Annotated in this window: 27 protein-coding genes and 1 tRNA gene; 16 read left to right on the forward strand and 12 right to left on the reverse strand. The window is 73.9% G+C overall.

What is annotated here, in order from left to right:
- Window positions 1-43: 43 nt before the first annotated feature.
- A complete protein-coding gene (locus ACYVG5_RS05445) occupies window positions 44-652 on the reverse strand; it encodes an HNH endonuclease (RefSeq protein WP_460683013.1) in 609 nt (202 codons plus the stop codon).
- Between the two features lie 123 nt (window positions 653-775).
- Between ACYVG5_RS05445 and ACYVG5_RS05450 the strand changes: the two genes are divergently transcribed.
- Window positions 776-2,872 (forward strand): prolyl oligopeptidase family serine peptidase, encoded by a 2,097-nt coding sequence (locus ACYVG5_RS05450; protein WP_222045624.1) that lies wholly within the window; start codon window positions 776-778, stop codon window positions 2,870-2,872.
- Between the two features lie 59 nt (window positions 2,873-2,931).
- Here ACYVG5_RS05450 and ACYVG5_RS05455 read toward each other — a convergent pair whose 3' ends face one another.
- On the reverse strand, window positions 2,932-3,918 hold the full coding sequence (locus ACYVG5_RS05455) for an ABC transporter substrate-binding protein (RefSeq protein WP_460683014.1): 987 nt from the start codon (window positions 3,916-3,918) through the stop codon (window positions 2,932-2,934).
- 228 nt (window positions 3,919-4,146) lie between these two features.
- Between ACYVG5_RS05455 and ACYVG5_RS05460 the strand changes: the two genes are divergently transcribed.
- The 8 genes from ACYVG5_RS05460 to ACYVG5_RS05495 all read left to right on the forward strand — a co-directional run bounded on the left by ACYVG5_RS05460 (window position 4,147) and on the right by ACYVG5_RS05495 (window position 11,174).
- Window positions 4,147-5,169, forward strand: a complete 1,023-nt coding sequence (locus tag ACYVG5_RS05460) for a mechanosensitive ion channel family protein (RefSeq protein WP_246629622.1) — start codon at window positions 4,147-4,149, stop codon at window positions 5,167-5,169.
- Window positions 5,166-6,566, forward strand: a complete 1,401-nt coding sequence (locus tag ACYVG5_RS05465; protein WP_246629623.1) for an MFS transporter — start codon at window positions 5,166-5,168, stop codon at window positions 6,564-6,566. Before ACYVG5_RS05460 ends, ACYVG5_RS05465 begins: the two co-directional genes overlap by 4 nt.
- Entirely contained in the window at window positions 6,563-6,961 is a 399-nt protein-coding gene (locus ACYVG5_RS05470; RefSeq protein ID WP_222045628.1) for a globin, read from the forward strand. Before ACYVG5_RS05465 ends, ACYVG5_RS05470 begins: the two co-directional genes overlap by 4 nt.
- Before the next feature lie 106 nt (window positions 6,962-7,067).
- Entirely contained in the window at window positions 7,068-8,627 is a 1,560-nt protein-coding gene (locus ACYVG5_RS05475) for a glycoside hydrolase family 13 protein (protein ID WP_460683053.1), read from the forward strand.
- Between the two features lie 52 nt (window positions 8,628-8,679).
- On the forward strand, window positions 8,680-9,249 hold the full coding sequence (locus tag ACYVG5_RS05480; RefSeq protein ID WP_222045631.1) for a biotin transporter BioY: 570 nt from the start codon (window positions 8,680-8,682) through the stop codon (window positions 9,247-9,249).
- Between the two features lie 22 nt (window positions 9,250-9,271).
- Complete coding sequence (locus ACYVG5_RS05485) at window positions 9,272-10,006, forward strand: energy-coupling factor ABC transporter ATP-binding protein (RefSeq protein ID WP_222045633.1); 735 nt, start codon at window positions 9,272-9,274, stop codon at window positions 10,004-10,006.
- Window positions 10,003-10,638 (forward strand): energy-coupling factor transporter transmembrane component T family protein, encoded by a 636-nt coding sequence (locus tag ACYVG5_RS05490; RefSeq protein ID WP_222045635.1) that lies wholly within the window; start codon window positions 10,003-10,005, stop codon window positions 10,636-10,638. The genes ACYVG5_RS05485 and ACYVG5_RS05490 overlap by 4 nt, the downstream gene beginning before the upstream one ends.
- The gene (locus ACYVG5_RS05495; RefSeq protein ID WP_222045637.1) at window positions 10,635-11,174 is read left to right on the forward strand and encodes an MOSC domain-containing protein; all 540 of its coding nucleotides are present in this window, start codon (window positions 10,635-10,637) and stop codon (window positions 11,172-11,174) included. The genes ACYVG5_RS05490 and ACYVG5_RS05495 overlap by 4 nt, the downstream gene beginning before the upstream one ends.
- 67 nt (window positions 11,175-11,241) lie before the next feature.
- Here ACYVG5_RS05495 and ACYVG5_RS05500 read toward each other — a convergent pair whose 3' ends face one another.
- Window positions 11,242-11,661, reverse strand: coding sequence for an acyl-CoA thioesterase (locus tag ACYVG5_RS05500; RefSeq protein ID WP_222045640.1), 420 nt, complete (start codon window positions 11,659-11,661; stop codon window positions 11,242-11,244).
- 56 nt (window positions 11,662-11,717) lie between these two features.
- Here ACYVG5_RS05500 and ACYVG5_RS05505 point away from each other — a divergent pair, with 56 nt between their 5' ends.
- Window positions 11,718-12,149, forward strand: a complete 432-nt coding sequence (locus ACYVG5_RS05505) for a protein-tyrosine phosphatase family protein (protein WP_460683015.1) — start codon at window positions 11,718-11,720, stop codon at window positions 12,147-12,149.
- A 116-nt stretch (window positions 12,150-12,265) separates the two neighbouring features.
- Here the strand turns inward: ACYVG5_RS05505 and ettA are convergent, their stop codons facing one another.
- Both ettA and ACYVG5_RS05515 read right to left on the reverse strand, forming a co-directional pair.
- Window positions 12,266-13,936, reverse strand: coding sequence for an energy-dependent translational throttle protein EttA (ettA, locus tag ACYVG5_RS05510; RefSeq protein ID WP_222045643.1), 1,671 nt, complete (start codon window positions 13,934-13,936; stop codon window positions 12,266-12,268).
- A 112-nt stretch (window positions 13,937-14,048) separates the two neighbouring features.
- Window positions 14,049-14,591 (reverse strand): single-stranded DNA-binding protein, encoded by a 543-nt coding sequence (locus ACYVG5_RS05515; protein WP_222045645.1) that lies wholly within the window; start codon window positions 14,589-14,591, stop codon window positions 14,049-14,051.
- 293 nt (window positions 14,592-14,884) lie between these two features.
- Here ACYVG5_RS05515 and ACYVG5_RS05520 point away from each other — a divergent pair.
- Window positions 14,885-14,957, forward strand: a tRNA-Arg gene (locus tag ACYVG5_RS05520).
- A 333-nt stretch (window positions 14,958-15,290) separates the two neighbouring features.
- Here ACYVG5_RS05520 and ACYVG5_RS05525 read toward each other — a convergent pair.
- The 3 genes from ACYVG5_RS05525 to ACYVG5_RS05535 form a co-directional block, all read right to left on the reverse strand.
- Window positions 15,291-15,626, reverse strand: coding sequence for a HepT-like ribonuclease domain-containing protein (locus ACYVG5_RS05525; RefSeq protein ID WP_222045647.1), 336 nt, complete (start codon window positions 15,624-15,626; stop codon window positions 15,291-15,293).
- Complete coding sequence (locus ACYVG5_RS05530; RefSeq protein WP_460683016.1) at window positions 15,623-16,147, reverse strand: helix-turn-helix domain-containing protein; 525 nt, start codon at window positions 16,145-16,147, stop codon at window positions 15,623-15,625. The genes ACYVG5_RS05525 and ACYVG5_RS05530 overlap by 4 nt, the downstream gene beginning before the upstream one ends.
- 324 nt (window positions 16,148-16,471) lie before the next feature.
- A complete protein-coding gene (locus tag ACYVG5_RS05535) occupies window positions 16,472-18,496 on the reverse strand; it encodes a transcriptional regulator (RefSeq protein ID WP_222046356.1) in 2,025 nt (674 codons plus the stop codon).
- Window positions 18,497-18,642: 146 nt separating this feature from the next.
- On the opposite strand from ACYVG5_RS05535, the gene ACYVG5_RS05540 reads away from it, so the two are divergent.
- Both ACYVG5_RS05540 and ACYVG5_RS05545 read left to right on the forward strand, forming a co-directional pair.
- Window positions 18,643-19,005, forward strand: a complete 363-nt coding sequence (locus tag ACYVG5_RS05540) for a cupin domain-containing protein (RefSeq protein ID WP_222045651.1) — start codon at window positions 18,643-18,645, stop codon at window positions 19,003-19,005.
- A 53-nt stretch (window positions 19,006-19,058) separates the two neighbouring features.
- Window positions 19,059-19,445, forward strand: coding sequence for a YchJ family protein (locus tag ACYVG5_RS05545; protein WP_222045653.1), 387 nt, complete (start codon window positions 19,059-19,061; stop codon window positions 19,443-19,445).
- Between the two features lie 92 nt (window positions 19,446-19,537).
- Here ACYVG5_RS05545 and ACYVG5_RS05550 read toward each other — a convergent pair whose 3' ends face one another.
- On the reverse strand, window positions 19,538-19,774 hold the full coding sequence (locus tag ACYVG5_RS05550; protein ID WP_222045655.1) for a hypothetical protein: 237 nt from the start codon (window positions 19,772-19,774) through the stop codon (window positions 19,538-19,540).
- A 126-nt stretch (window positions 19,775-19,900) separates the two neighbouring features.
- Here ACYVG5_RS05550 and ACYVG5_RS05555 point away from each other — a divergent pair, with 126 nt between their 5' ends.
- Window positions 19,901-20,107, forward strand: coding sequence for a hypothetical protein (locus tag ACYVG5_RS05555; protein WP_222045657.1), 207 nt, complete (start codon window positions 19,901-19,903; stop codon window positions 20,105-20,107).
- An 83-nt stretch (window positions 20,108-20,190) separates the two neighbouring features.
- On the opposite strand, the gene ACYVG5_RS05560 is transcribed toward ACYVG5_RS05555, so the two are convergent.
- Both ACYVG5_RS05560 and ACYVG5_RS05565 read right to left on the reverse strand, forming a co-directional pair.
- Window positions 20,191-21,027 (reverse strand): HpcH/HpaI aldolase/citrate lyase family protein, encoded by an 837-nt coding sequence (locus tag ACYVG5_RS05560; protein ID WP_222045659.1) that lies wholly within the window; start codon window positions 21,025-21,027, stop codon window positions 20,191-20,193.
- A 91-nt stretch (window positions 21,028-21,118) separates the two neighbouring features.
- Window positions 21,119-22,153, reverse strand: a complete 1,035-nt coding sequence (locus ACYVG5_RS05565) for an LLM class flavin-dependent oxidoreductase (protein WP_246629625.1) — start codon at window positions 22,151-22,153, stop codon at window positions 21,119-21,121.
- Window positions 22,154-22,260: 107 nt separating this feature from the next.
- Here ACYVG5_RS05565 and ACYVG5_RS05570 point away from each other — a divergent pair, with 107 nt between their 5' ends.
- Together ACYVG5_RS05570 and ACYVG5_RS05575 are read left to right on the forward strand one after the other, a co-directional pair.
- The gene (locus ACYVG5_RS05570; RefSeq protein WP_222045661.1) at window positions 22,261-22,563 is read left to right on the forward strand and encodes a DUF427 domain-containing protein; all 303 of its coding nucleotides are present in this window, start codon (window positions 22,261-22,263) and stop codon (window positions 22,561-22,563) included.
- 130 nt (window positions 22,564-22,693) lie between these two features.
- The gene (locus ACYVG5_RS05575; RefSeq protein WP_460683017.1) at window positions 22,694-24,547 is read left to right on the forward strand and encodes a putative bifunctional diguanylate cyclase/phosphodiesterase; all 1,854 of its coding nucleotides are present in this window, start codon (window positions 22,694-22,696) and stop codon (window positions 24,545-24,547) included.
- Between the two features lie 47 nt (window positions 24,548-24,594).
- On the opposite strand, the gene ACYVG5_RS05580 is transcribed toward ACYVG5_RS05575, so the two are convergent.
- Entirely contained in the window at window positions 24,595-25,419 is an 825-nt protein-coding gene (locus tag ACYVG5_RS05580) for an SGNH/GDSL hydrolase family protein (RefSeq protein ID WP_222045665.1), read from the reverse strand.
- Between the last annotated feature and the right edge of the window lie 59 nt (window positions 25,420-25,478).

Genomic DNA, 25,478 nt, shown 5'->3' on the forward strand with positions numbered 1-25,478 from the left:
CCCACCACTCGCACGCTCGCGGCGGGACCCTGCACGGGGGCCGCTAGGCGCTGACCGGCTCGGTCATGCCCAGCCAGGCGTGCCACCGGGGATCGACGGTGCGGTGTCCGAGCAACCGCCAGGCGGCGCCGCTGGGCGCGCCGGGTTGCCGGGGCAGCGACCAGCCGAGCTCGGCGAGGAAGCGGTCGGCCTTGGCGTGGTTGCAGCGCCGGCAGGCGGCCACCACGTTGTCCCAGGTGTGCGTGCCGCCCCGGCTGCGCGGCACGACGTGGTCGATGCTGGTGGCCGACCCGCCGCAGTAGACGCAGGTCTGCCCGTCGCGGGTGAACACCGCCCGCCGCGACAGCGGCACCTGCACCGGGTACGGCACCCGCACGTAGCGGGTCAGCCGCACGACGATCGGCACCGGGAGGGTGAGCCGCTCGGCGTGCACCTCGTCGTCGGTGACGTCGACGGTCTCGGCCTTGGCACCCAGCACGAGCACGATCGCGCGGCGGCTGGAGACCACGCACAACGGCTCGTAGGTGGCGTTGAGCAGCAACGTGGCACCGGCGGTCGCGGCCGCCGGGGCAGGCGCGTGGGGACCGGCATGCGGGTCGTGCCGTGAGCCCGGATGGCCCGCCGCCGACGACCCGAGTCTGGTGATCGACACGGGACACCTCCGAGTGCCCCGGACCACCGGGTGCGACACCAGCCCCGGGGACTGCCCCATAGTGCCCTGCAGCGGTGTGCTGTGGCACGGCGAATCGTCGGCGGCCCCGGTTACCGTCGGCCCGTGCCCCTTCCCCCCGCGCCCCGCCTGGACCTGGTCGAGGACCTGCACGGCAACGCCGTGGCCGACCCCTACCGCTGGCTCGAGGACGCCGCCGATCCCCGCACCGTCGAGTGGGCGGCCGGCCAGGACGCGGTGGCCGGTGAGCTGCTCGCCGCCCTGCCGGGCCGGGCCTCGTTCGCCGAGCGGCTCACCCGGCTGGTGCACGCCGGGGCGGTCGGCGTGCCGGTCTGGCGGGCCGGGCGGGCGTTCTCCACCCGCCGTGACCCCGGCCAGGAGCACGCGGTGCTGCGGGTCCGCGAACCCGACGGCACCCACCGGGTGCTGGTCGACCCGATGGCCCTCGACCCGGCCGGCACGACGACGCTCGACGCGTGGTCGCCGTCCTGGGAGGGCGACCGGCTGGCCTACCAGCTGTCCACCGGCGGGGACGAGGAGTCCCGGCTGTTCGTGCTCGACGTCGCCACCGGGGAGCTGCTCGACGGCCCGGTCGACCGCTGCCGCTACTCCCCCGTGGGCTGGCTGCCGGGGGGTGCGGAGCTGTTCTACGTCCGGCGGCTGGCGCCGGGGCTGGTGCCGGCGGGCGAGGAGCAGTTCCACCGCCGGGTCTGGCGCCATCGGGTGGGCAGCGACCCGGACACCGACGTCCTCGTCCACGGGGAGGGCAGCGACCCGGCCACCTACTTCGGGGCGCGCACCAGCACCGACGGGCGCTGGCTGGTGGTGTCGGCCTCGGTTGGCACCGCGCCGCGGAACGACGTGTGGCTGGCCGACCTCGCCGGGGACGGCATCCTGCGTGAGGTGCAGGTGGGTGTGGACGCGCAGACCTCGGCCTGGGTGGGCCGCGACGGCCGGCTGTGGCTGCACAGCGACCGCGACGCCCCGCGCGGCCGGCTGGCGGTCGCCGACCCGGCCGACCCGGCGAGCTGGGCGCCGGCGAACTGGCGCGACGTCGTTCCCGAGCAGCCCGACGGCGTGCTGTCCGACGTGGCCCTGGTCGACGGCCCGGAGGGTGCCCTGCACGTGCTGGCCGTGCACGCCGTCGACGCCACCGACCGGCTGTCGGTGTGGGCCGCGGACGGCAGCGGCCGTACGGCGCAGGTGACCGGCCTGCGCGCGGGCAGCGTGTCGGGGGTCAGCTCGCCGCCGGAGGGTGGCAGCACGGCCTGGATCGGCTACACCGACTACGCCACGCCGCCCTCGGTGCTGCGCTGGGACGCCGGCACACCGACCGCACTCGACGACTGGGAGCGGGCGCCCGTGGCCGGCGACGTCCCCGCCGTGCAGGTCGTGGAGACGCACGCCACCTCGGCCGACGGAACGCCGGTGCACCTGTTCGTGATCTCGGCTCCGTCCTCCCCCGCCCACCCGGCACCCGGCACCCCGCGACCCACGGTGCTCTACGGCTACGGCGGCTTCAACGTCTCCCTCACCCCCGGCTACACCGCTCAGGCGTTGACCTGGGTGGCCGCCGGCGGGGTGTGGGTGGTGGCCAACCTGCGCGGCGGCTCCGAGCACGGCGAGGAGTGGCACCGGGCCGGGATGCGCGAGCGGAAGCAGAACGTCTTCGACGACTTCGCCGCGGCCGGGGAGCACCTGGTGGTGCAGGGGTGGACGACACCGGCGCAGCTGGCGGTGATGGGTGGGTCCAACGGCGGGCTGCTGGTCGGCGCGTTGCTCACCCGGCGGCCCGACCTGGTCGCCGCGGTGGTCTGCAGCGCCCCGCTGCTGGACATGGTGCGGTACGAGCTGTTCGGGCTGGGCCGCACCTGGAACGACGAGTACGGCACCGCCGCCGACCCGGTCGAGCTGGGCTGGCTGCTGGCCTACTCGCCCTACCACCGGGTGGTCGAGGGCACCGCCTATTCGGCGGTGCTGCTTACGACCTTCGAGTCCGACACCCGGGTCGACCCGCTGCACGCCCGCAAGCTGGCCGCCGCGCTGCAGCACGCCACGTCCTCCGACCGGCCGGTGGTGCTGCGCCGCGAGCTGTCGGTGGGCCACGGCGCCCGGGCGGTCAGCCGCACCGTCGGGCTGGCCGCCGACCAGCTGGCGTTCCTCGCCGCGCACACCGGGCTGACGGCACCCCCGCAGGCCTGAACCGCTGGTTCCCGGGGCCGTCCGCGGACGGCCCCGGCAACCAGATGTGCCGGGGTGTCCTACTCGACGAAGATGTTCGCCAGATCCACGCCGTCGGGGATGATGCCGTCCGCCACACCGAGGTCGAGCAGCTTCTGCACGGCTTCCCGGTTGATCTCGGTCTGGAAGTTGGGCAGCGTCAGCTCGGCCGCCACCTCGGGCGCGATCTCGGTGTACGTGCCCAGCACGTCGCGCACCTCCTCGGGGTTGTCCAGGGCGTACTGCTGCGACTCCCGCATCGCGTCGGCGAACTGCTGCACGATCTCCGGGTTCTCCGCGGCGTACGCGTCGGAGGTGAAGTACCCGGCCACGCTCAGGTCCGGGTCGGTCTGCGTGTAGGGCGACGCCACCGCGCGCAGCCCCTGGCTCTCACCCACCGTGGCGAACGGCTCGACCGCGAACGCCGCGTCGACCTGGCCGCCGGCGACCGCGGCGGGCATGTTCGGGAAGGCCAGCTCGGTGAAGCGGATCGACTCGGGGTCACCGCCGGCCTGCCGGACCGTCTCCCGCACCACCGTGTCGCTGATGTTGTTGATCGAGTTGATGGCGACCGTCCGGCCCGCCAGGTCCGCGGCGTCCTGGATGGGGCTGTCCGCGGCGACGATCACGGCGGCGAAGTCGTCCGCCGGGTCACCGGTCGCGCCGGGCCCCGGGGCCACCAGTCCCAGCGGGATGTTACGGGCCTCGGCCTGCAGCAGGCTGGTGATGTTGGAGAAGCCGAACTGCGCCTCGCCGGTCACCACCGCCGGGACGATGGCCGCCCCGCCCTGCGCCAGGAACGGCTCCACCTCCAGCCCGTGCTCCTCGAAGATGCCGACCTGCTGCCCGAGGTAGAGCGGCGCGACGTCGACGATGGGGATGGCCCCCACGCGGACGGTCGTCACCTCTCCCGAGCCGCCCGGTGCGCTACCGCCCGACTCGGCGGCGGTGCCGCCGTCGCCCTCTCCGCCACAGCCGGCCAGCGCCATGGCACTCACCACGGCCAGGATCGTCCACGTCCGGCGCACGAAGTCCTCCACAACTGTCGGCCGCCACGTCGGCACGGGCGGTCCCCGTGCCCCGGACGGCCAGTGGTCGCCGACGCTAGTCGGGGTCCCCACCACCTCCAAGACGATCCGGAGACCTCGACCGTTTCGTGACCTCCCCGGCCGCCGGGGCCGAGGCAAGCCCGGGAGGCGCCCATCCGGTCCGTAGCGGTGGTGAGGACGGCCACCTGACCTGAGAGACTCCGCGTCATGAGCAGCGCACAGACGGTGATCGCCGCCGATGAGGGCACTCCTGCGGTCCCCAGCTGTGTCACCGCCGACGCGACCTCGCTCTGCGCCCGCGTCTACGACGTGTCCGGGCTGGACTGGCTGGCGGCCAACGCCGACGCGCTGATCGAGAAGCCGGCCACGATCCTGCTGGTGGTCGTGCTGGCGGCCGTGGTCCGGCTGATGCTGCACCGGTCCATCCGCCGGCTCACCGATCGCACGGCCACCGGCTCGGTGCCCACGGTGCTGCGCCCGTGGCGGAACCGCGTCCGGCAGGCCGACCGCGACGGCCTCGAGCAGATCGTGGCCCGGCGCAGCCAGCGGGCGGAGGCGATCGGTTCGGTGCTGCGCAGCTTCGCCTCGATCGTCGTCCTGAGCGTCGCCGTGGTCCTGGTCCTCGGTGAGCTGGGCATCAACCTCGCACCGATCATCGCCAGCGCCGGGGTCATCGGCGTGGCCCTCGGCTTCGGCGCGCAGAACCTGGTCAAGGACTTCATCGCCGGGATCGGGATCATCCTCGAGGACCAGTACGGGGTCGGCGACGTCGTCGACCTGGGTGAGGCCAGCGGCACCGTCGAGGCCGTCGGCCTGCGGATCACCCGGCTGCGCGACATCAACGGTGTGGTCTGGTACGTCCGCAACGGAGAGGTGCTGCGGGTCGGCAACCGCAGTCAGGGCTACGCCCAGGTGGTCGTCGACATGCCGGTCGCCCACGACACCGACCTGGACCTGTGCCGCCGGCTGATGCAGGAGGTGGCCGACGCCATGGCGGCCGACGAGGAGTGGTCGCCGATGCTGCTGGCCGAGCCCGAGTCGCTAGGGGTGGAGCAGATCACCGCGGAAGGCGTGCTGATGCGGCTGCTGGTGCGGGCCACCAACGTCGACCAGTGGCGCGTCGGCCGGGAACTACGCATGCGCCTCAAGGAGCGCCTGGCCGCCGAGGGCATCCGGACGCCCCAGCCCCTGCTGCGCGCCGGCACCAGCACGGAGGCAGGCCCCCGTTGACGCGCGCCCGTCCCGGCCCGGGCGCAGCCTCCCCGGCGGGCCGCAGCCGCCCGGCGACGTTCCGCGAGGTGTTCGCCGTCCGGGAGTTCCGCCCGCTGTTCGGCTCCTACCTGCTGTCCACCGTCGGCGACGAGCTCGCCCGGGTGGCCCTCACGGTGCTCGTCTACCAGCGCACCGGGTCCCCGCTGCTGTCGGCGGCCACGTTCGCGATCAGCTACCTGCCCTGGCTGCTCGGCGGGCCGGTGCTCGCCGCGCTGGCCGACCGGCTCCCCCGGCACCGGGTGCTCATCGCCAGCGACGTGGCCCGCGCCGTGCTGGTGGCGACCATGGCCCTGCCCGGCGTCCCGTTGCCGGTGCTGCTCGGACTGCTGTTGCTGGTCTCGGTGTGTGCGCCACCGTTCGAGGCCGCCCGCGCGGCGCTGATGGCCGACGTGCTGGAGGGCGACCGGTACGCCGTCGCCACGTCGCTGACCGGGATCGGCCTGCAGCTGTCCCAGCTGATCGGCTTCCTGCTCGGCGGTGCGCTGCTGGTGCTCCTGTCCCCGTCGGCCGCCCTGCTCATCGACGCGGGCACCTTCGCCGTCTCGGCGGCCTGGCTGGCCCGCGGGCTGCAGCGCCGGCCCGCGCCCGCCGCGCCCCCCGGCCCCGGCGAGGTGCGCTCGATCTGGAGCGACGCCGGCAGCGGGCTGCGGTTCATCGTCGGCCGGCCCCGGTTGCTGGCCCTCGTCGGCGTGCTGTGGGTCGCCGCGCTGTTCGCCAACGCACCGGAGGGCATCGCCACCCCGCTGGCGCTGCAGCTGCAGGAGCCCGCATCGGCCGCCGGCCTGCTGCTGGCGGCCAACCCGGCCGGCTCCGTCGTGGGTGGCCTGCTGGTCGGCCGGCTCTGCCCACCGCAGCTGCGCGCCCGGCTGCTGGGCCCGCTGGTCGGGCTCTCGCTGGGCGGGGTGCTGCTGGCCGGGCTGGTGCCCGTCTGGCTGGGAGGTGGCACCGCGTCGTTCGTGCTCGTGCTCGTGCTGTTCTTCCTCGCCGGTGTGGGCGGGGCGTGCTCGATCCCGTTGAACGTCGCATTCGTGCAGGCGGTGCCCAGCGCCTACCGCGGCCGGGCGTTCGGCGTCGCCGTGGCGGGCCTGTCGGGCGTGCAGGGCCTCGGCGTCGTCCTCGCCGGCCTGGGCGCCGAGGCGCTGGCACCCGGCACGGTGGTGGCGCTGTGCGGGGCACTGGGGCTGCTGGCGGTGCTCCGGCCGCTCGCCGCGCTACGGCGCAACCCCCCGCAAGCCGGGGACGACGTCCGCGGACCGGACGACGCCCCGCGGGCCGCCGTCCCCAGCTCCGTGCCGGACGGCCAGGGTGCCCCCGTGCGCCCGGGGAGCGCCGCTGAGGGACGATCGGAGGCATGAGCGAGACGAGCCGGTCACTGCCCTCGGCGCGCAGCTTCTACGCCGAGGTCGGTGGCGCGCCCACCTTCCGGGCCCTGGTCGCGCGCTTCTACGCCGCCGTCCGCGAGGACCCGGTGCTGCGCCCGCTGTACCCGGCCGACGACTGGGAGGGCGCCGAGGCCCGCCTGCGGACGTTCCTGGAGCAGTACTGGGGCGGCCCCACCACCTACTCGCAGCACCGCGGCCACCCGCGGCTGCGGATGCGCCACGCGCCGTTCGCCATCGGCGAGGTCGAGCGCGACGCCTGGCTCACCCACATGCGGGCGGCGGTCGACTCCCTGGAGCTTCCCGCCGAGCAGCACGCGACGCTGTGGGGCTACCTCGAGATGGCTGCACACAGCATGCAGAACCGATAAGGGCCCCACTGCTCCCCGCCACTCGCAAGCTCGCGGCGGGCCCCTGCAGCGGGGCCGCACGTGCACACAGACTTCCGAGGAGCGTCCGCTGAGCGAGACCCCGCCCCTGCCCGCCGCCCCCTGGTGGCGCGACGCGGTCTTCTACCAGGTCTACGTCCGCAGCTTCGCCGACGGCAGCGGCGACGGGGTCGGCGACCTGGCCGGCATCCGCCAGCAGTTGCCGTACCTGGCCGACCTCGGCGTCGACGCGCTGTGGATCACGCCGTTCTACCCCTCGCCGATGGCCGACCACGGCTACGACGTCGCGGATCCCCGCGACGTCGAGCCGGTCTTCGGCGACCTCGCCGGGTTCGACGCACTCCTCGCCGACGCCCACGCGCGCGGCATCAAGGTGACCGTGGACCTAGTTCCGAACCACAGCTCGCACCAGCGGGAGTGGTTCACCGACGCGCTCGCCTCGCCCGCGGGATCGCCGGCGCGGGCCCGCTACGTCTTCCGGGACGGCCGGGGCGCCGACGGCAGCGAGCCGCCGAACAACTGGCCCTCGGTGTTCGGCGGACCGGCGTGGACCCGGGTGCCCGACGGCCAGTGGTACCTGCACCTGTTCGCCCCCGAGCAGCCCGACCTGGACTTCACCAACCCCGAGGTCGTCGAGGACCTCGAGGAGACACTGCGGTTCTGGCTGGACCGCGGCGTCGACGGATTCCGGATCGACGTCGCGCACGGCATGGCCAAGCCCACCGGCCTGCCGGACATGGTGCCGATGGAGGACACCGGCCTGCTCGCCGACCACGGCCCCGGCGACCACCGCTTCGACCAGGACGAGGTCCATCTCGTGCACCGCCGGGTGCGCGCCGTCCTCGACCGCTACCCCGGCACGATGGCCGTGGGCGAGGTCTGGGTCGCCGATGACGCCCGGCTGGCCGAGTACCTGCGCCCCGACGAGCTGCACCTGGCCTTCAACTTCAAGCTCCTCACCGCCGCGTGGGGCCGCGACGAGCTCCGGACGGCGATCGACCATTCCCTCGCCACCGTCGCCTCGACCCCCGCCCCGGCGTGCTGGGTGCTCTCCAACCACGACCGGCCGCGGCACGTGACCCGCTACGGGGGCGGCGAGCTCGGTACGCGGCGGGCTCGGGCGGCCGTGCTGCTGCAGCTGGCCCTCCCCGGTGCGGCGTACGTGTACAACGGCGACGAGCTCGGCCTGCCCGACGTCGACCTGCCCGACGAGGTGCTGCAGGACCCGATCTGGGCACGATCGGGGCACACCGAGCGCGGCCGGGACGGCTGCCGGGTGCCGATGCCGTGGGGCGGACACAGCCCGCCGTACGGGTTCTCCACCTCGTCGGACACCTGGCTGCCGATGCCGGCCGGTTGGGCCGCGCTCACCGTGGAGGCGCAGACCCGGGACCACCGGTCGATGCTGTCGCTGTACCGACGGGCACTGGCGATCCGCCGCTCGTCGCCGTTCTGCGCCGGGGACCATCTGCAGTGGCTACCGGCACCCACCGGATGTCTGGCGTTCCGCCGCCCCGGCGGCCTGGTCTGCCTGGTCAACCTCTCCGGGGCACCCGTACCCGTCCCTGCGGGCGACGTGCTGCTGGCCAGCGAGCCCGTGGTCGAGAGGTACCTGCCCGACGACGCCGCGGTGTGGCTGCACCCCTGAGCCGGGCCGCCGTCGGTATCGCGGACGGCGCGGTCCGGTACGTTCCGGCCCCGTGAAGACCCGGGACCTCGCCTACGTCGCGCTGTTCGCCGCCCTGGTGGCCGTGCTCGGCCTGGTTCCCCCGGTACCGGTGGCCGGGTTCCCGGTGCCGATCACGGCGCAGACCCTCGGGGTGATGCTCGCCGGTTCGGTGCTGGGGGCCAGGCGGGGTGGGCTGGCACTCCTCGTCTTCCTGGCGGTGGTCGCCGTGGGGGCGCCCGTGCTGTCCGGCGGCCGGGGCGGGCTGAGCGTCTTCGCCGGGCCGACCGCCGGCTTCCTCTACAGCTGGCCGGTCGCGGCGTTCGTCGTCGGGGCGCTCACCCAGCTGACCTGGCGGCGGTTCAACCTCGCCTGGTCGCTGCTGGCGAACCTGGCCGGCGGGGTGGTGGTCATCTACGCGATCGCCATCCCGCTGACCACGTTCTTCGCCGACGTCTCCCTGGCGACGTCGTTCACCTCTTCGATGACCTTCGTGCCCGGCGACATCGTCAAGGGCGTGCTCGCCTCGGTGGTGGCGGTGGCGGTGCACAAGGCCTACCCGGTGATCGAGCTGCCGGCCCGCCGTCGTCCGGTGACGGGCTGACCGTGCTCGGCACCGTCCGCCGGTGACCGGCTGGAGACGCCGCGGCACCCCCGCCGCGGTCGCCGCGGCAGTGCCCCGGACGGCGATCGAAGTGCGCCGGGTCGGCCACGCGTACGGCGAGCGGCCGGTGCTGCACGACGTGACGCTGACCCTGGCCGAGCACCGGATCGGGGTGATCGGGGGAAACGGCTCGGGCAAGAGCACGTTCGCCCGGCTGCTCAACGGGCTGGTGCTGCCCACCGAGGGGCAGGTTCTCGTCGACGGCCTGGACACCCGCACCGACCTGCGCGCCGTCCGCCGGCGGGTGGGCTTCGTGTTCCAGGACCCGGACGCCCAGATCGTGCACCCCACGGTCGCCGAGGACGTCGCCTTCGGGCTGCAGAACCAGGGCGTGCCCGCCGAGGAGCGCGCCGTCCGGGTGGCCGAGGTGCTGGACCGCTACGGCCTCGCCGGGCACGCCGACCACCCGGCGCACCTGCTCTCGGGCGGGCAGAAGCAGCTGCTGGCCATCGCCGGGGTACTGGTGATGCGCCCGCTGCGGGTGGTGTTCGACGAGCCGACGACGCTGCTGGACCTGGCCAACAAGCGGCGGATCGCCCGGGTGGTCGCGGAGCTGGAGCAGGACGTCGTCGTCGTCACGCACGACCTGGACCTGCTGGCCGGGTTCGACCGGGTGGTGGTGTTCGCCGCCGGCCGGGTGGTCGCCGACGGGCCGCCCGCCGAATCGGTCGCCGCCTATCTGGCGAGCATGGCGTGACCCTCGCGCTGTACCACCCGGTGCCCAGCCCGGTGCACCGCGCACCGGCCGGACTGAAGCTGCTGGTGCTGGCGGCGCTGGGCGTGCTGCTGTTCGTGGTGCCGCGGCTGTACCTCGTCGGCGGCGCGCTGGCCGGGGTGCTCGCCGTGGGCCTGGGGCTCGGTGGCCTCCCGGTGCGGGTGCTGTGGGCCCAGGTGCGCCCGGTGCTGATCTGGCTGGCAGCGCTGTTCGTCGTCCACCTGCTGGTCACCGACGCGGCCACCGGCGCTCTCGCGGTGAGCCGGCTGCTCACCCTGGTGCTTGCCGCTGCGGTGGTGACCGCGACCAGCCGGGTGACCGAGCTGGTCGACGTGGTGGAGCGGATCTGCTCGCCGCTGCGCTGGGTGGGCGTCCGGCCGGCGCGCATCGGGCTGGTCATCGCCATGACGCTGCGGTTCATCCCGCTGATCGCCGAGCGGGCCGCCCGCATCCGGGAGGCGCAGGCCGCCCGCGGCGGCGCCCGGCGGCTGACCGTCCTGGTGGTGCCGCTGCTGGTGCAGGTGCTGCAGATGGCGCACACGACCGCGGAGGCGCTGGACGCCCGCGGCGCCGACGACGAGCCGCTCCCCCGGCGGCGGAGGAGGGACCGGTGACCGGTCGCGTGCTGGAGATCTGGACGGCGCCGGTGGCGGCGGCGCCGATGGTCCGCCGGCCCGCGGTGGCCGCGCTGCCCGGAGTGGGCCTGGCCGGGGACCGCTACGCGTTGGGCGGCGGCACCTGGGCGCGGTACCCGCAGCTGGAGAAACAGGTGACGCTGATCGACGCCGCCGAGGTGGCCGCGGCCGCGCGCGAGGCCGGAGCGCAACTGACGCCCGGTCAGACCCGGCGCAACGTGGTCACGTCCGGGATCGACCTGCCGTCACTGGTCGGCCGCTTCTTCACCGTCGGGAACGTGCTGCTCTTCGGGTCCAAGCGCTGCCCGCCGTGCACCCACCTGGAACGGCTCACCGGCGCCACGCTGGTGAAGGCGCTGGCCAGCCGCGGTGGGGTCAATGCGGCGGTGTACGCCGGCGGCATGATCGCCGAGGGGGCCGCCGTCGCGCTGGTGTCCGATGAGGAGGCGGCCCGCCGCGGCGCCCCGGTGGGCACCGACCGGCCGGTGGCCCGGGTCGTCGCCCTCCCCGACTGACCCGCCTCCCTCCGTGCTTTCTCGGGCTCAGGCACGCGCGCTTTTTCGGGCTCAAGCACGGGGGGACTCAGGCGGGGGCGGCGTCGTCGTCCAGGTAGCGGTCGAGGAACACCTTCTCCTCCGGGGTGAGCCGGCGGGGGCGGTTGATCGCGAAGTCGACCGGGACCAGCAGGGTGCTGCCGGTGACGGCGAGCTGCCCGTGGTCGAACAACTCGTAGTGGCAGGTGAACGCGGCGGCCCGGATGCCGGACACCCAGATCTGCACCTGCAGCGGTTCGGCGTCGTACTCCACCGAACGCTTGTAGGCGATCTCGTGCTTGGCGACGACGATGCCCCGGCGGAGGCCGGTCTTCTCGTCGTGGGTGGGCTGGTCGAAGAACAGGTCGACGCGGGCCGTCTCGAAGTAGCCGAGAAAGGCGACGTTGTTGATGTGCTGGTAGGCGTCCATGTCCGACCAGCGCATCGGGACGGCGACGGTGTGCCTCACGGCGCCCACCCTGCCGCACCGCCGCGGACGGCGCGCACCGGCCCTACCGTGCGGGCGTGGGCGAGCTCTGGGAACCGGGGACGCCGGGACTGCTGGTGCTGCCCTCCGGCCGGGCCGTCCGCGGGCGCGCGGTGGTCCGGCCGCCGCCCGCCGGGCCCGAGCCGGAGTGGGGGCTCTACCTGCTGGCGAGGCCACCGATGGTGCCCTGGGCGAGCCGGTGGGTGCGGTGGCGGGACTTCCGGCTGCCGGCCGACCCGGCCGACCTGCGGGCCGCTCTGCTCGAGGTGCTGGCCCGGGCCGCGGACGACCGCGTGGAGGTCGCCTGCCGGGGCGGCACCGGCCGGACCGGGACGGCACTGGCCTGCCTCGCCGTCCTCGACGGGGTGCCCGCCGCCGACGCCGTCGGGTACGTGCGGCGCGGGTACCGCCCGCGCGCCGTGGAGACCCGCGCACAGCGGCGCTTCGTCGCCCGGTTCCAGTCGCTGTGACGACGGCGGCCGGCCGGAGCGGGTGCTCCGACCGGCCGAAGGCGACGTGCTGGAACGGCCCCCTTGCAGGGTCCCGGTACGAGCTTGCGAGTGCCGGGGGGCAAGGGGGTCCTTGTTCAGTCGCGGCTGAGCTTGCGGTAGGTGGCGCGGTGCGGCCGGGTGGCGTCGATGCCGAGCCGCTCGACCTTGTTCTTCTCGTAGTCGTCGAAGTTGCCCTCGAACCAGAACCACTTCGAGTCGCCCTCGTAGGCCAGGATGTGCGTCGCCACCCGGTCGAGGAACCAGCGGTCGTGGCTGACGACCACGGCGCAGCCGGGGAACTCGAGCAGCGCGCCCTCGAGGCTGGTCAACGTCTCGGTGTCCAGGTCGTTGGTGGGCTCGTCGAGCAGCAGCAGGTTGCCGCCCTGCTTGAGGGTCAGCGCGAGGTTCAGGCGGTTGCGCTCACCGCCGGACAGCACGCCGGCCTTCTTCTGCTGGTCCGGGCCCTTGAACCCGAACGCCGAGACGTAGGCCCGGGACGGCATCTCCACGTTGCCGACCTTGATGTGGTCCAGACCGTCGGAGACGACCTCCCACAGGCTCTTGGCCGGGTCGATGCCGCTGCGGTCCTGCGCGACGTAGGCGACCTTGACGGTCTCGCCGACCTTGATGTCGCCGTCGTCGGGCTTGTCCTCGCCGACCAGCATCTTGAACAGCGTGGTCTTGCCGACGCCGTTGGGGCCGACGACCCCGACGATGCCGTTGCGCGGCAGGGTGAACGACAGATCGTCGATCAGCACCCGCTCACCGAACCCCTTGGTGAGGTCCTTGGTCTCGATGACGACGCTGCCCAGCCGCGGGCCCGGCGGGATCTGGATCTCCTCGAAGTCCAGCTTGCGGAACTTGTCCGCCTCCGCGGCCATCTCCTCGTACCGGGCGAGCCGGGCCTTGCTCTTGGCCTGCCGGGCCTTGGCGCCCGAGCGCACCCACTCCAGCTCGTCCTTGAGCCGCTTGGCGCGCTTGACGTCCTTGGCACCCTCGACCTTCAGCCGGGTCGCCTTGGTCTCCAGGTAGGTGGAGTAGTTGCCCTCGTAGGGGTACGCGCGGCCCCGGTCGAGTTCGAGGATCCACTGGGCGACGTTGTCCAGGAAGTACCGGTCGTGGGTGACGGCGACGACGGTGCCGGCGTACTTCTCCAGGTGCGCCTCCAGCCACGCGACGCTCTCGGCGTCGAGGTGGTTGGTGGGCTCGTCGAGCAGCAGCAGGTCGGGTGCCTCGAGCAGCAGCTTGCACAGCGCGACGCGGCGCCGCTCACCACCGGACAGGACCCTCACGTCGGCGTCACCCGGCGGGCAGCGCAGCGCGTCCATCGCCTGCTCGATACGGGCGTCGAGCTCCCAGCCCTCGCCGTTCTCGATGACCTCCATCAGCTCGCCCTGCTCGGCCAGCAGCGCATCGAAGTCGGCGTCGGGCTCGCCCATGGCGGCACTGACCTCCTCGAAGCGGGTCAGCGCCGCACGGAGGTCCTTGACCGCCTCCTCGACGTTGCCGCGCACGTCGAGGTCCTCGTTGAGTGGCGGCTCCTGCTGGAGCATCCCCACCGTGGCGTCGGGGGCCAGCATCGTCTCGCCGTTGGAAGCGGTCTCCATGCCGGCCATGATCTTGAGGACGGTCGACTTGCCGGCGCCGTTGGGGCCGACGACGCCGATCTTGGCGCCGGGCAGGAACGCCAGGGTGACGTCGTCGAGGATCACCTTGTCGCCGTGCGCTTTGCGTGCACGGACCATGGAGTAGATGTACTGGGCCACTGAGTGGGAGCCTTCCGTCGCTTCGTGAGTTGGGGGGCGGGGCCGGGCGTGCACCGGGGCAGCGGGCCCCGCCCCCTGCGTTCTCACCTCCGATCCTCCCAGCCAGGCGGGCTCACGTCAGCGTCGGCTCCGGAGCCCGCTCGGCGACGAGGTCGTCGGCGGTCGTCGGGTACAACGCCGCGGAGGCCTCCACGTAGTCCGTGGACCGGTCGGAGAGGTCGTCGAACGACTCCTCCCCCGCATCCGGCGGCGCCTCGAGCGCCTCTTCGGCGGCCGGCGCGCCGGCCGCGGGCACGGTGCGGGCCTGCTTGTGGAAGTCGGCGTGGCCGCGGGCCAGGTTCAGCCCGACCGCGACGGCCCGGACCTTGGAGGCGCTGCGCCGGCCGGCCTCGGTTTCCCAGGAGTCGGTGGAGATGAACCCCCGGACGATCACCGGGTCGCCCTTGCTGACGCTGCGCGAGACGTTGCCGCCCAGCTCGCCCCAGCAGGCGACGTCGATCCAGAACGTCGAGCTGTCGACGAAGTCCTTGGCCTCCGGGTCGAACCGGCGGGCGGTGGAGGCCATCCGGAAGTTGGTCACCGAGCCGTTGGACAGCCGGTTGCGGCGGGGGGTGTCCACGACGTTGCCCACGATGGTGATGTCGGTGTCGTTCACGGTGCTCCTCGGGTGCTGGGTAGGGCGCCGGGTCGGCGCGACCGGCGGTGCCGGTGCCGACCACCCTGGGCTCCGCCAGGTCCATCGGGCGGGCCTGGAACGCAGCTGTGGACGACGTCCGCCGCTGTGGATGGCGCCGCACGAAGGGCCGTGGAGCGGGTCACCCTGCGCGGTGTCCAGCCTGTCGTCAGGGATCGGCCACCCCGGACGGAGGAAATCTGGCGACGCTGACGACCGGTGCGGCCACGGCACCGGACTCGTCAGCGGGACCGATGGGATGATGCGTGCCGTGAGCGCCCGTAGCTCAGTGGATAGAGCAGGTGCCTTCTAAGCACTTGGTCGCAGGTTCGATCCCTGCCGGGCGCGCTCTGCCGGGCGCGCTCGGATGAGCCTTCGACGAGCGAAGATGGCGCGCCGCTCTCCTGCTGTCGAGGGAAGTGCCTGCCCCGACCCTGGTGCCATCGAGGCTGGTCCGGACGTCGTGACGGGTCGCTCGTGGGCAGAAGACCTTCGGTCCACAGGCTCGGCAGGATCCCGGGCGAAGAGATCGAACGCACGCGCCCTCCCACTCAACTGGTGTCGGGAGTAAGAAGCCGACTGCCTGCCGTCACCGTGCGGATCAGTGCCTGGTGCCTGTGCTCGACCGCCCATTCGCCGGTCACCGCACCCGCCCCCGCGACGGTCACCGGCGGCGTTGGATCATTGGCCACCGGCGACATCGAGGAGGCGCGCCACCGCCTGCCCGAGTTGAGGCAGGTCGTGGGTGACAGTGCTCGCCACGATGGCGTGCGTGGTGTCGAAGTAGCGGTGGGCCAGCTGGTCGCGCATCCGGGCGATCTCCATCCACGGCAGCCCGGGCTCGGTGTCGACGAGCTCGCGCGGTAGCGCCTTGACCGCCTCGCCGATTTCGATGAGCCGTACGCGCACCGCGTCGAAGATCAGGCCGTCGGAGAGATCTCCCCGGTCGACATGGGCCTCGATCGCATCGAGGGCGGCTTGCACGTCCAGCAACCGTTGGCGCTGGTGCCGGCTCACAGTGCCACGACCTCGGCCTCGACCTGCTCGCGCACCCCGGGCTTGAGCCCGCCGGAGGGCACCACGTCGACGCGAGCCTGCAGCAGGTCCTCGAGGTCGCGACGCAGTCGGCCAAGGGTGAACAGGCCCATGTCGTCAGGCAGGTCCATCAGTAGGTCGACGTCACTGTCTGCGCGCTCGCTCCCCCGCGCGACACTGCCAAAGACCCGCACGTGGCCGGCGCCGTAGGACGCGGCGATGGTCCTGATCCTCGTGCGGTGCCGGCGGACCCGCCGCCCCAGCGGACCCGACAAGGCCGCCGACTGTCCCGGGTCGGCCGCGGCCAAGCTTCCCTCGAGATAGTGGCCGGTGGCAGCGATGAGGCTGAGCAGAACCGGCAACGAGGGCTCGCGGCGCCCCGACTCGTACGCGCTGACGACGCTTTGGGTGATTCCGGCACGGTCCGCCAGCTGGGTCTGCGTCATGCCCGCACGACGACGCGCCTCACGCACCAGACTGCCCGCAGAGTCGATGACCGACACGCCACCACCATAGCGGATCGTCGATACCACGGTGGGCGCCACGATCCAGCTTCACCCGCCGGAGCGCCCGGTACCCAGGAACGATCGCCCTCCCTACACGAGCCCCCAGCCCTGTGACCGAGGCGGCCAGCGGCCTCTTCCTGAGGCCGCTGGCCGCGTTGCGGTCCTGGAACCAGTGACGAGATGACTGCGGGCACTGCGCTCGAACCTGCAGGTCAAGGGTCCCGGGCCAGGTCGATGGGCGCAGCGCACGGGCTCGGGCAGCTGCTGAGCACTTGGTCGCAGGTTCGATCCCTGCCGGGACACTGCCGGGCGCGCTCGGGGTCACAGCTCCCAGTGCACGTGCAGCCGGGGGTCGGGAACGTAGCTGCAGTACGTGCCCGTGCGCACCGTCCGGTGCAGGTGGTCGGCCATCTGCGGGTGGTGCTCGGCGATCCGGGTGACCGCGTACCGCAGCGCCCGGCAGACGCTGGCCCGGGCCCGCTCGGCGGGCGACTGCATCGCCCGCCGGCGGCTCCCCAGCCCGAAGGCCCCCGCCAGTTCCCGGACCAGGTACTCACGGTCGGCCCTGGCGAGCGCCAGCCGCTCGTCGTCACCGCGGGCCACGGCCTCGTCCATGTCCTCGTCGATCTCGGCGAGCCGGCGTTGGTAGGCGGCCCGCGCCTGCGCGTCGAGCACCGGCCCGGCGTCCCCGCCGCCCTCCAGCGGCGCGGCCCCGTGCTCACCGGCCAGCAGGTCGAGCACATGGAACTCGCGATCGGGTGCCGCGAGCAGCCGCGCCAGGTACCGCATGCCCTTCAGGTCCTGGAGCAGGACCACGCGGCCGGCGAAGCCGACCGTGCGGATGTCCCCCTGGAGCCGGAACACGGTGGCTGCGTCGCCCGGAGGCGGCGGCGCGGGTGCGAGCGGCGCTGCCGGCAACCGCGCCCCGATGCGGTCGAGCGCGGCGCGAGCGGCCCGCTCCTCCAGGTCGGCCCGGACATCCCGCCCGAGCGCACGCTGGGCGTCGGCCAGCAGGAGCCGGACGACGGCCACCTCGTACGGGGCGCCGATCTCGCCCCATCCGGCGAGGGCCTCCTCGCCGGCCACGAGGGCCGCACCCGCGTCCCCGCCGGCCAGCGCGACCCGGCCACGTGCCAGTGCGGCGGTGGCGTGCAGCGCGGCGCTGCGGAACGTCCCGGCCGTACCGGTCAGGCGGGCCGCGGCTGTCCGGGCGGTCGGCAGGTCGCCGGCCGCGACCGCGATCTCCACCTGCGCTGCGAGGAGGGGCGCGCACCGCAGCGCGCCGTAGGGCGGCCACTCCTTCGACGGCACCGGGCACGGGTGCTCCAGCGCATCCGCGACGAGCGCGGCCGCGACGGCGACGTCGCCCTGGGCCAGGCGGAGCAGCGCCAGCCCGGGCTGGGGGCTCCACCCGTGCTCGTGCGCCTCCAGGAAGGCCTCCTCGGCACCGGGCAGGTCGCCGAGGCGCAGCCGGATCGTCCCCAGCTCGGTGAGCGGCCAGCCGAACTCGCGGCGCAGCCAGGGGCGGAGCTCCCGGCAGGCGCCGAGCGCCTCCGTCTCGGCTGCGACGCAGGAACCGCGCAACCGGAGGATCTCGGCACGGTGCACCCGGCACCGGCCGTTGATGCCCCCGAACGCGGTGCCGGTGCGCCACCGGTCCATGGCCTGGGTCCACTGCTCGGCCCGGTCGTACTGGGCGAGGCCCTGCATGGCGCAGATGAGCTCGCAGTAGACCATCCCGGCGGAGAGGGCATCGAGCTCGCCGGAGGCCACGCTGAGGGCTGCCTCGTCGAGCAGCGCCAGCCCTTCCTCGACGGCACCATCGAGGATCGTGATCCGGGCGGTGGCGACGTGGCCGAGCGCGGTGGCGACGGCGACGCCCTGGCGGGTGCCGGCCTCGACCGCGCGACGCGCCCAGCTCCGCGCCTGCGCCATGTCCCCGCACATGAACCGTTCGTACGTGTGCGCCATCGCGGCCAGCGCGGAGGTGGGCGACTCCGGCAGGTCGGCCAGGAGCCGGTCGGTGCGGGCCAGCCAGCCCCGCACCGGCGCCATCAGTCCGGTATCCATCATCAGGTACACGGCGATGGTGGCCGCCGCAGCAGCCGCCCCGGCGTCGTCGCCACCGCGCCGGCAGCGCGCGTAGAGCTCCTCCCAGGCGGTGACCGCCTCCTCCAGCTCACCGGCGCCGTAGGCGGCCCGGGCCAGCGTGTCGAGTTCGGCCGGGTCGAGCAGTCGCCGTCCGTGTTCCGCGCGCAGCAGGTGGCGCGCCGTGGCCCAGTCGCCTCTGGCCAGCGCCGCCTCCGGGCCGGGGACGACGTCGTGACCGGGTCCGCTCGCCACCATGCGCACCTCCGCCACCGAGGCGCCCGAGCCTAATGGCCGCCGGCGGCGCGCACGCGAGGCCCGATCTCCCCACCGGGACACGACTTGTTCCGCCTGCAGGGTGACCGGTCGCCGACCGGAGTCCGATCCGACGAAGGGACACCACCATGAACGGCGCGCTGGACGACCTGCCGATCGAACTGCAGGCGGGCGACCTCGTCACCCGCTACACGGAGTGGGGGGACATGGCCGTGCGCTTCGCCCGCGTCCCCGCCGGGACGGACATGGGCCCGGTGCTGGTCGGGCTGCCGGGCGACCGGTGTCCGAGCCCGCACTGGGGGATCGTGCTCTCCGGCGCCGTGCGGGTGACCGGCGCGGACGGCGCCGAGACCGTGACCCGGGCCGGCGATGCCTACTACTGGCCGGCCGGGCACACGGCCGTGATGGACGAGGACACCACTTTCCTCGAGATCGGCCCGGTAGCGGAGATGCGGCAGTTCAGCGAGCACGCCAGGGCCAAGCTCGGCTGACCGGCCCGGGTGGGCCGGAGACGGCGTCCGGCCCACCCGGGCACACTGGCCGGATGGCTCCCCGACGTTGCCCCTGCGGCACCGGCCTGCCCTACGCCGAGTGCTGCGGCCGGCTGCACGACGGCACGGCGCAGGCGGCGACGGCCGAGCAGTTGATGCGCTCGCGCTACAGCGCCTTCGCCGTCGGCGATGCCGGGCACCTGCTCGCCACCTGGCACCCGTCGACCCGCCCGCGGACCCTCGAGCTGGACCCGAACGTGCGCTGGACCGGCCTCGACGTCCTCGGCACGACCGGCGGCACGCTCCTGGCGGCCGAGGGCACCGTCGAGTTCCGCGCGCACCACGTCGTCGACCGGGTGGCCGGCGCCCAGCACGAGAACAGCCGCTTCGTCCGCGAGGAGGGCCGCTGGTACTACCTGGACGGCGTCTCCCTGGCCTGAGGGTGCCGGCTCAGCCCACGATGCCCACGGTCGCCTTCCGCACCGGCTCCGCTCCTCGGTCGCCGGCGCTCCCTGCGATGCTCACCGGAGCGTCAGCCCACGATCCGGTGGCACTCCTCGCAGCGCGGCACGCCCCAGACCATCTGCCAGTCCAGATCGGCGATCGCGGTGACCAGCACCCCGCACGCGGAGTCGGCCAGCCCGTCGACCACCGGCCGCGCCACGGCGTGCGACAACTGCACCGCCCGGTCGAGGTCGCGCCCGTTCCGCAACGGGTCGTGCGCCACCGAGGCCACGTGGGTTCCGGTCACGTACAGGCTCGCCGTCATGGCCAGCATGCTGACCGTCCCAGATGTCCGGCAGGTGAACGAGGTCCGGCGCCGCCGCCGGAAACGGGTGATGCTTGGCTGGAGCGCAGCGGAGCAGCTCCCGTTCCTCGACGGAGAGGACCACCGATGACCCCCGTGGCCACGATCACGTGCGCCTGGCAGTACGCCTACGAGCAGGGCCGCATCCACTACACGGTCAGCGACGGTGAGCACGAGCGCTCCTGCGTCGCGGACCCGGGCACCGAACTGCACGGCTTCCTGCTGCCGCACGTCAAGGAGCCGGTGTGGCCGCCGCAGCAGAGTGCGGCGTCCCAGATGTCGATGGGCCAGTGAGCCGCACGACCGCGAACAGCAGCGGACCCCGCTGACCGGCGGTCAGCGGGGTCCGGGGCCAGCGGACGGGCCGCCGGCGCAGATCAGACCGGCTCGACGCCGAAGGCGGTGGCGAGCTTCTCGATCTTGCGGGCCCGGCCGAGCCGGGGCAGGTCGCTGCCGTCCCGGATGACCTGGCCGCGGGCGTCGAAGTCGGCCAGGAAGTCGCGTGCCCAGGCGACGTCGGACGGCGCCGGGCTGATCACCTCGTTGATCACCGGCAGCTGCTCCATGTCCAGGCACAGCTTTCCGGTCAGCCCCAGCGAGACCGTCAGCGCCGACTGCTCGCGCAGGATCGGGTGGCTGGTGCTCACGGTCGGGCCGTCGATCGGGCCCGGCAGCCCGCCGACCCGGCTGGCGATGACCAGCCGTGAGCGCGGATAGGCCATCGCCAGGTCGTCGGCGCTGGTGCCGGTGTCGCGGCGGTAGTCGCCGCTGCCGAACGCCAGCCGGAAGGCACCGCGGGCCGAGGCGATCCGGACGGCCTCCTCGATGCCCAGCGCCGACTCGACCAGCGCGAGCACCGGGGTGGCGCCACCCAGCCGGTCGAAGGTCTCGGTGACGTGCTCGGCGGCCTCGGTCTTGGCCAGCATCACGCCGGCCAGGCCGGGCAGCCCGGCGAGGGCGGCCACGTCGCCGGTCCAGAACTCCGTCGACCGGTCGTTGATCCGCACCCACGCACGCTTGTCGCCGGACGTCAGGTACTCCACGACGTCGGCGCGGGCGGCGGGTTTGCGCGCCGGGTCCACCGCGTCCTCGATGTCCAGGATGACCTGGTCGGCACGCGAGTCGTGCGCGGTGTCGAACAGCTCGGTGCGGGCGCCGTTCACGAGCAGCCACGAGCGGGCGATTCCGGGGTCTACGTTCCTGCCTCTGTGCACCGGGCCATTGTCTCCCGTTCCTCCGGCGGAAGCGCCCGAGGGTGCCGCCGACACGGGGATGGGTGACCAGGGCCACCCCCGCGACGGATGGCTACTGCGCCCGCTCCCAGCCGATGGCCGGAGCGACGTGCGCGACGATCGTCTCCAGCAGGTGGGCGTTGTAGTCGACGCCCAGCATGTTCGGCACGGTGAGCAGGAGCGTGTCGGCGTTCCGGACGGCGGCGTCCTTGGCCAGCTCCTCGGCCAGCTGGTCGGGCTCACCGACGTAGCTCTTCCCGAACCGGGAACGGGCGCCCTCCAGGTAGCCGACCTGGTCCTCGCCGCTCTTCGCCCCGAAGTACTGCCGGTCCAGGTCACTGGTGATCGGCATGACGCTCCGGCTGATCGACACCCGCGGCTCGCGCTCCCAGCCGGCATCGGCCCAGGCGGCACGGAACCGGTCGATCTGCTCGGCCTGCAGCTCGTCGAAGGGCACGCCGGTGTCCTCGGTGAGCAGGGTGCTGCTCATCAGGTTCATGCCCTGCTCGGCGGCCCAGACCGCCGTCGCGCGGGTGCCCGACCCCCACCAGATCCGGTCGGCCAGCCCTGGCGACTGGGGCTGGATCGGCAACCGCCCGCGTACCCCGCCGGTCATCTTCGGGTCGGCGTCGACGACGGCCGCTCCGCTGATCGCGGCCCGGAACAGCGCGGTGTGCTCCCGCGCCATGGCGCCGTCGTCACTGCCCTCGGCCGGGACGTACCCGAACGCCTGCGCGCCGCGCAGCGCCGTCTCCGGTGATCCCCGGCTGACACCCAGCTGCAGCCGCCCGTCGGCCAGCAGGTCGGCCGCGGCGGCCTCCTCGGCCATGTACAGCGGGTTCTCGTACCGCATGTCGATCACGCCGGTGCCCAGCTCGATGCGCGAGGTCCGGGCGGCCATCGCGGCCAGCAGCGGGAAGGGTGCGGCCAGCTGCCGGGCGAAGTGGTGCACCCGGACGTGCGCGCCGTCGACGCCGAGCTCCTCGGCGGCCACGGCCAGCTCGACGGTCTGCACCAGGGCATCGCGCGCCGTCTGCACCTGCGAGCCGGCGATCGGCTGCCAGTGCCCGAAGGAGAGGAACCCGATCCGTTTCCGCACACCACTCATGCCGTCCTCCAGCGCCGGCGAGGGACGGCGGATTCCCGCGGGACGATCTCCGGCCCGCCGGTGGTTGTGCCCTCGGACACGATCCCGATGACGAGAGGGGCACCCCCATGCGCGCGACCATCGACGGCACGGTCATCGCCGAGGCGACCGAGGACCAGCTGATCAGGATCGAGGGCAACTGGTACTTCCCGCCGGCGGCGGTCACCCCGGGGGCGCTCGGCGAGAGCCCGACCGCCTACACCTGCCCGTGGAAGGGCGCCGCCCAGTACTTCGACGTCGTCACGCCGAACGGGACGACCAGGGACGGCGCCTGGAGCTACCCGCAGCTCAAGCCTTCGGCGGTCGAGCGGGTCGGCGCCGACTTCGCCGGCTACGTCGCCTTCTCCCCGGGCGTCACCGTCGGGGACTGACCGCGCTCGGAGGTGGCGGGCTCCGCACGCCCGCCTCCTCCGGCAGTCAATGACTGCGAGTGACGGCACGAACACGGCGGTGCGGCGCAGGTTCCCCGGTCGGTGGCCCTCGATGGGCCACCCTGTCCCGGTGACGCTCTCCAACCCGCAGACCCCGCCGAGGGCCCCCGGGCCGCTCCGCACGGTCACCGGGAAGCGACTGCGCGCGGCCGACCTGCTGCTGGCCGACCGGGGTCAGGTCTTCCGGGCCCTCTTCCTCTCCGCCCCGATCGGCAAGGCCGTGGTGGACGTCGACGGCCGCATGCTCGTCGTCAACCCCGCGTTCTGCACGCTCACCGGACGCAGCGCCGACGACCTCGTCGGCCGCCATCTCGACCTGCTCAGCCACCCCGACGACGTGCCGCTCGAGGACCTCGCCCTGGAGCCGACCCCCGGTCGGCCGCTGATCGACCCGCAGCTGGAGATCGTCGGCGAGCGGCGTCTGCAGCGCGCCGACGGCGAGACCCTGTGGGTGCACCAGAGCCGCGAGGTCGTCCGTCGGACGACGGGCGAACCGCACTTCGTGCTGCTCTCGCTGGTCGACGTGACCGACCGCCGCCGGGCCGAGGAGGATCTCGTCCTCCGCACCTTCACCGACCCGCTCACCGGGCTGCCCAACCGCCGCGCGCTCACCGAGCGCCTGCAGCACGCGCTGGCGGTCAGCCGCCGCCGCGGCACCACCGTCGGCGTCCTGCACCTCGACCTCGACCGGTTCACCGCGGTCAACGACTCCCTCGGCCACGAGGGCGGCGACCAGCTGCTCTGCCAGGTCGCCGACCGGCTGCGCTGGAGCACCCGGGTCGAGGACATGGCCGTCCGCTTCGGCGCCGACGAGTTCCTCGTGCTGGCCGAGGAGGTCGAGGACGTCGACGCGCTGCGCTCGCTGGCCGACCGGCTGCTCGGCGTGCTGGACGAGCCCTTCCAGGTGCACGACCGCGAGGTCACCCTGTCCGCCAGCGTCGGGGTGACGCTGGGCTGCGACCTGGCCCCGGAGGCGCTGCTGCGCCAGGCGCACAGCGCGCTGGCGCGGGCCAAGGCCAGCGGCGGCCGCGGCCGCATCGAGGTGCACGACGAGGCCCTCACCGATGGTGACATCGACCAGCTCCAGCTGGAGACCGACCTGCGCCGTGCGGTCGAGGCCAACGAGCTGCGGCTGTTCTACCAACCGATCGTGGCGCTGTCCGACGAGCGCCTGCTGGGCTACGAGGCCCTCATCCGCTGGCAGCACCCGACCCGCGGGCTGCTGCCGCCGGGGGCGTTCCTCTCCGCCGCCGAGGACAACCGGCTCACCTCCCGGCTCGGCGAGTGGGTGCTGTACCGGGCCTGCCGCGACGCCGCCGACTGGGACGACAACCTGCGGGTGCACGTCAACATCTCCGCCCGGCACCTGGCCGAGCCCGGCTTCGCCGACCTGGTCCGCGACGCGCTCGCCGACTCCGGGCTGGCGGCGCACCGGCTGGAGCTGGAGATCACCGAGTCCACGGCCCTCTTCGCCGCGGAGGCGACCCTGCAGTCGGTCGGCGCGGTGACCGAGAGCGGCGTGACGCTGGCGCTGGACGACTTCGGCACCGGCTATTCGGCCATCAGCGCCCTGCACCGGCTGCCGATCCACACGCTGAAGATCGACCGCTCCTTCGTCGCCGACGTCGTCGCCGAGCCGGCGACCGCCGCCCTGGTCCAGGGCCTCCTGCAGCTCGGCGCCGGCATGGGGCTGCAGGTCATCGCCGAGGGCATCGAGGACGGCGACCAGGCACGCTGGCTGCTCGACCACGGCTGCGCGATGGCACAGGGCTACGCCTTCGGCCGCCCGGCACCGCTGCCCGCCCGGGATCTCGGTGTGGTCTCCGCACCCGCGGACCTCACCGCGCCGGGCGAACCGGCCGAGCCGGCGTCGACCCAGCAGCCCGCCGAGGACACCGATGACGGCGGCGCCGACCCGCGCTGACCCGCCCGGCGCGCCCGGTTCCGAGGAACGCACCGGCGGCGGTGTGGTCAGCCGACGGCGGTGACCTCGGCCCGAACGGTCGCGGGCAAGGGGTGCTTGGCGGCCCGGCCGTCCCCCGACGACCGCCCACGCAGCCGGCGCCCGATCCACGGCAGCACGAACCCGCGCACCCAGGCCAGCTCCTGGGCGACCACCTCCCGGGTGGGCAGCGGCGGCGCGGGCTCCAGGGGCTGCCGCCAGTCGGTGCCGTCCCCGGCGACCGGCACGCCGAGCGCCGCGGCCGCGGCCAGCGCCGTCCGGCGGTGCCCCTCGGCGGTCAGGTGGATCCGGTCGCCGGCGTCCCACAGCCGGGCGTCCTGGATCCATGCGGCGCCCCACTGGTCGAGCACCACCGCGCCCTGCCGGGCGGCGATCGACCACAGGTGGGCGTTGAACACCGCGACCCGGCCCCGGGTCCGCCGGATGATCGGGGTCTGCCGCGGGTCGACCCCGGTGGCCAGCAGGACGTCCGCGCCGGCCTCGCGGAAGGACACGACCGCGGCCTCGAGATCGGCGGCCAGCTGGTCGGGGTCGCCGCCGGGCCGCAGCAGGTCGTTGCCGCCGGCGACCAGGCTGACCAGGTCGGGGCGGGCGGTCAGGGCGACCGGCAGCTGCTCGGCGAGCACCTGGGGCAGCAGCCGGCCGCGGACGGCGAGGTTGGCGTACTCGATCGAGCCGTCCGGGGCGGCGGCGGCGAGGTGCCCGGCGAGCCGGTCGGCCCAACCGCGGTATCCGTCGGGCCGGCCGGGGTCGGGGTCGCTGAGCCCCTCGGTGAAGGAGTCCCCCAGCGCGTAGTAGCGCTGCCACGTACGTCGGTCACTTCCCGGTTGCACGTCCCTACTGCACCACGCCGTCCCGTCCGGCGGCAGCGGGGACGGGGCACCGTGGCCGA

This window comes from Modestobacter lapidis, assembly GCF_054780755.1.

Excerpts from the sequence above, each read along its gene's own strand:
- ACYVG5_RS05460 (WP_246629622.1), top strand. The coding sequence starts at position 4,147 with ATGAGCAGCGCACAGACGGTGATCGCCGCCGATGAGGGCACTCCTGCG.
- ACYVG5_RS05470 (WP_222045628.1), top strand. The coding sequence starts at position 6,563 with ATGAGCGAGACGAGCCGGTCACTGCCCTCGGCGCGCAGCTTCTACGCC.
- ACYVG5_RS05535 (WP_222046356.1), bottom strand. The coding sequence starts at position 18,496 with ATGGTGGCGAGCGGACCCGGTCACGACGTCGTCCCCGGCCCGGAGGCG.
- ACYVG5_RS05540 (WP_222045651.1), top strand. The coding sequence starts at position 18,643 with ATGAACGGCGCGCTGGACGACCTGCCGATCGAACTGCAGGCGGGCGAC.
- ACYVG5_RS05545 (WP_222045653.1), top strand. The coding sequence starts at position 19,059 with ATGGCTCCCCGACGTTGCCCCTGCGGCACCGGCCTGCCCTACGCCGAG.
- ACYVG5_RS05550 (WP_222045655.1), bottom strand. The coding sequence starts at position 19,774 with ATGACGGCGAGCCTGTACGTGACCGGAACCCACGTGGCCTCGGTGGCG.
- ACYVG5_RS05555 (WP_222045657.1), top strand. The coding sequence starts at position 19,901 with ATGACCCCCGTGGCCACGATCACGTGCGCCTGGCAGTACGCCTACGAG.
- ACYVG5_RS05565 (WP_246629625.1), bottom strand. The coding sequence starts at position 22,153 with ATGAGTGGTGTGCGGAAACGGATCGGGTTCCTCTCCTTCGGGCACTGG.
- ACYVG5_RS05570 (WP_222045661.1), top strand. The coding sequence starts at position 22,261 with ATGCGCGCGACCATCGACGGCACGGTCATCGCCGAGGCGACCGAGGAC.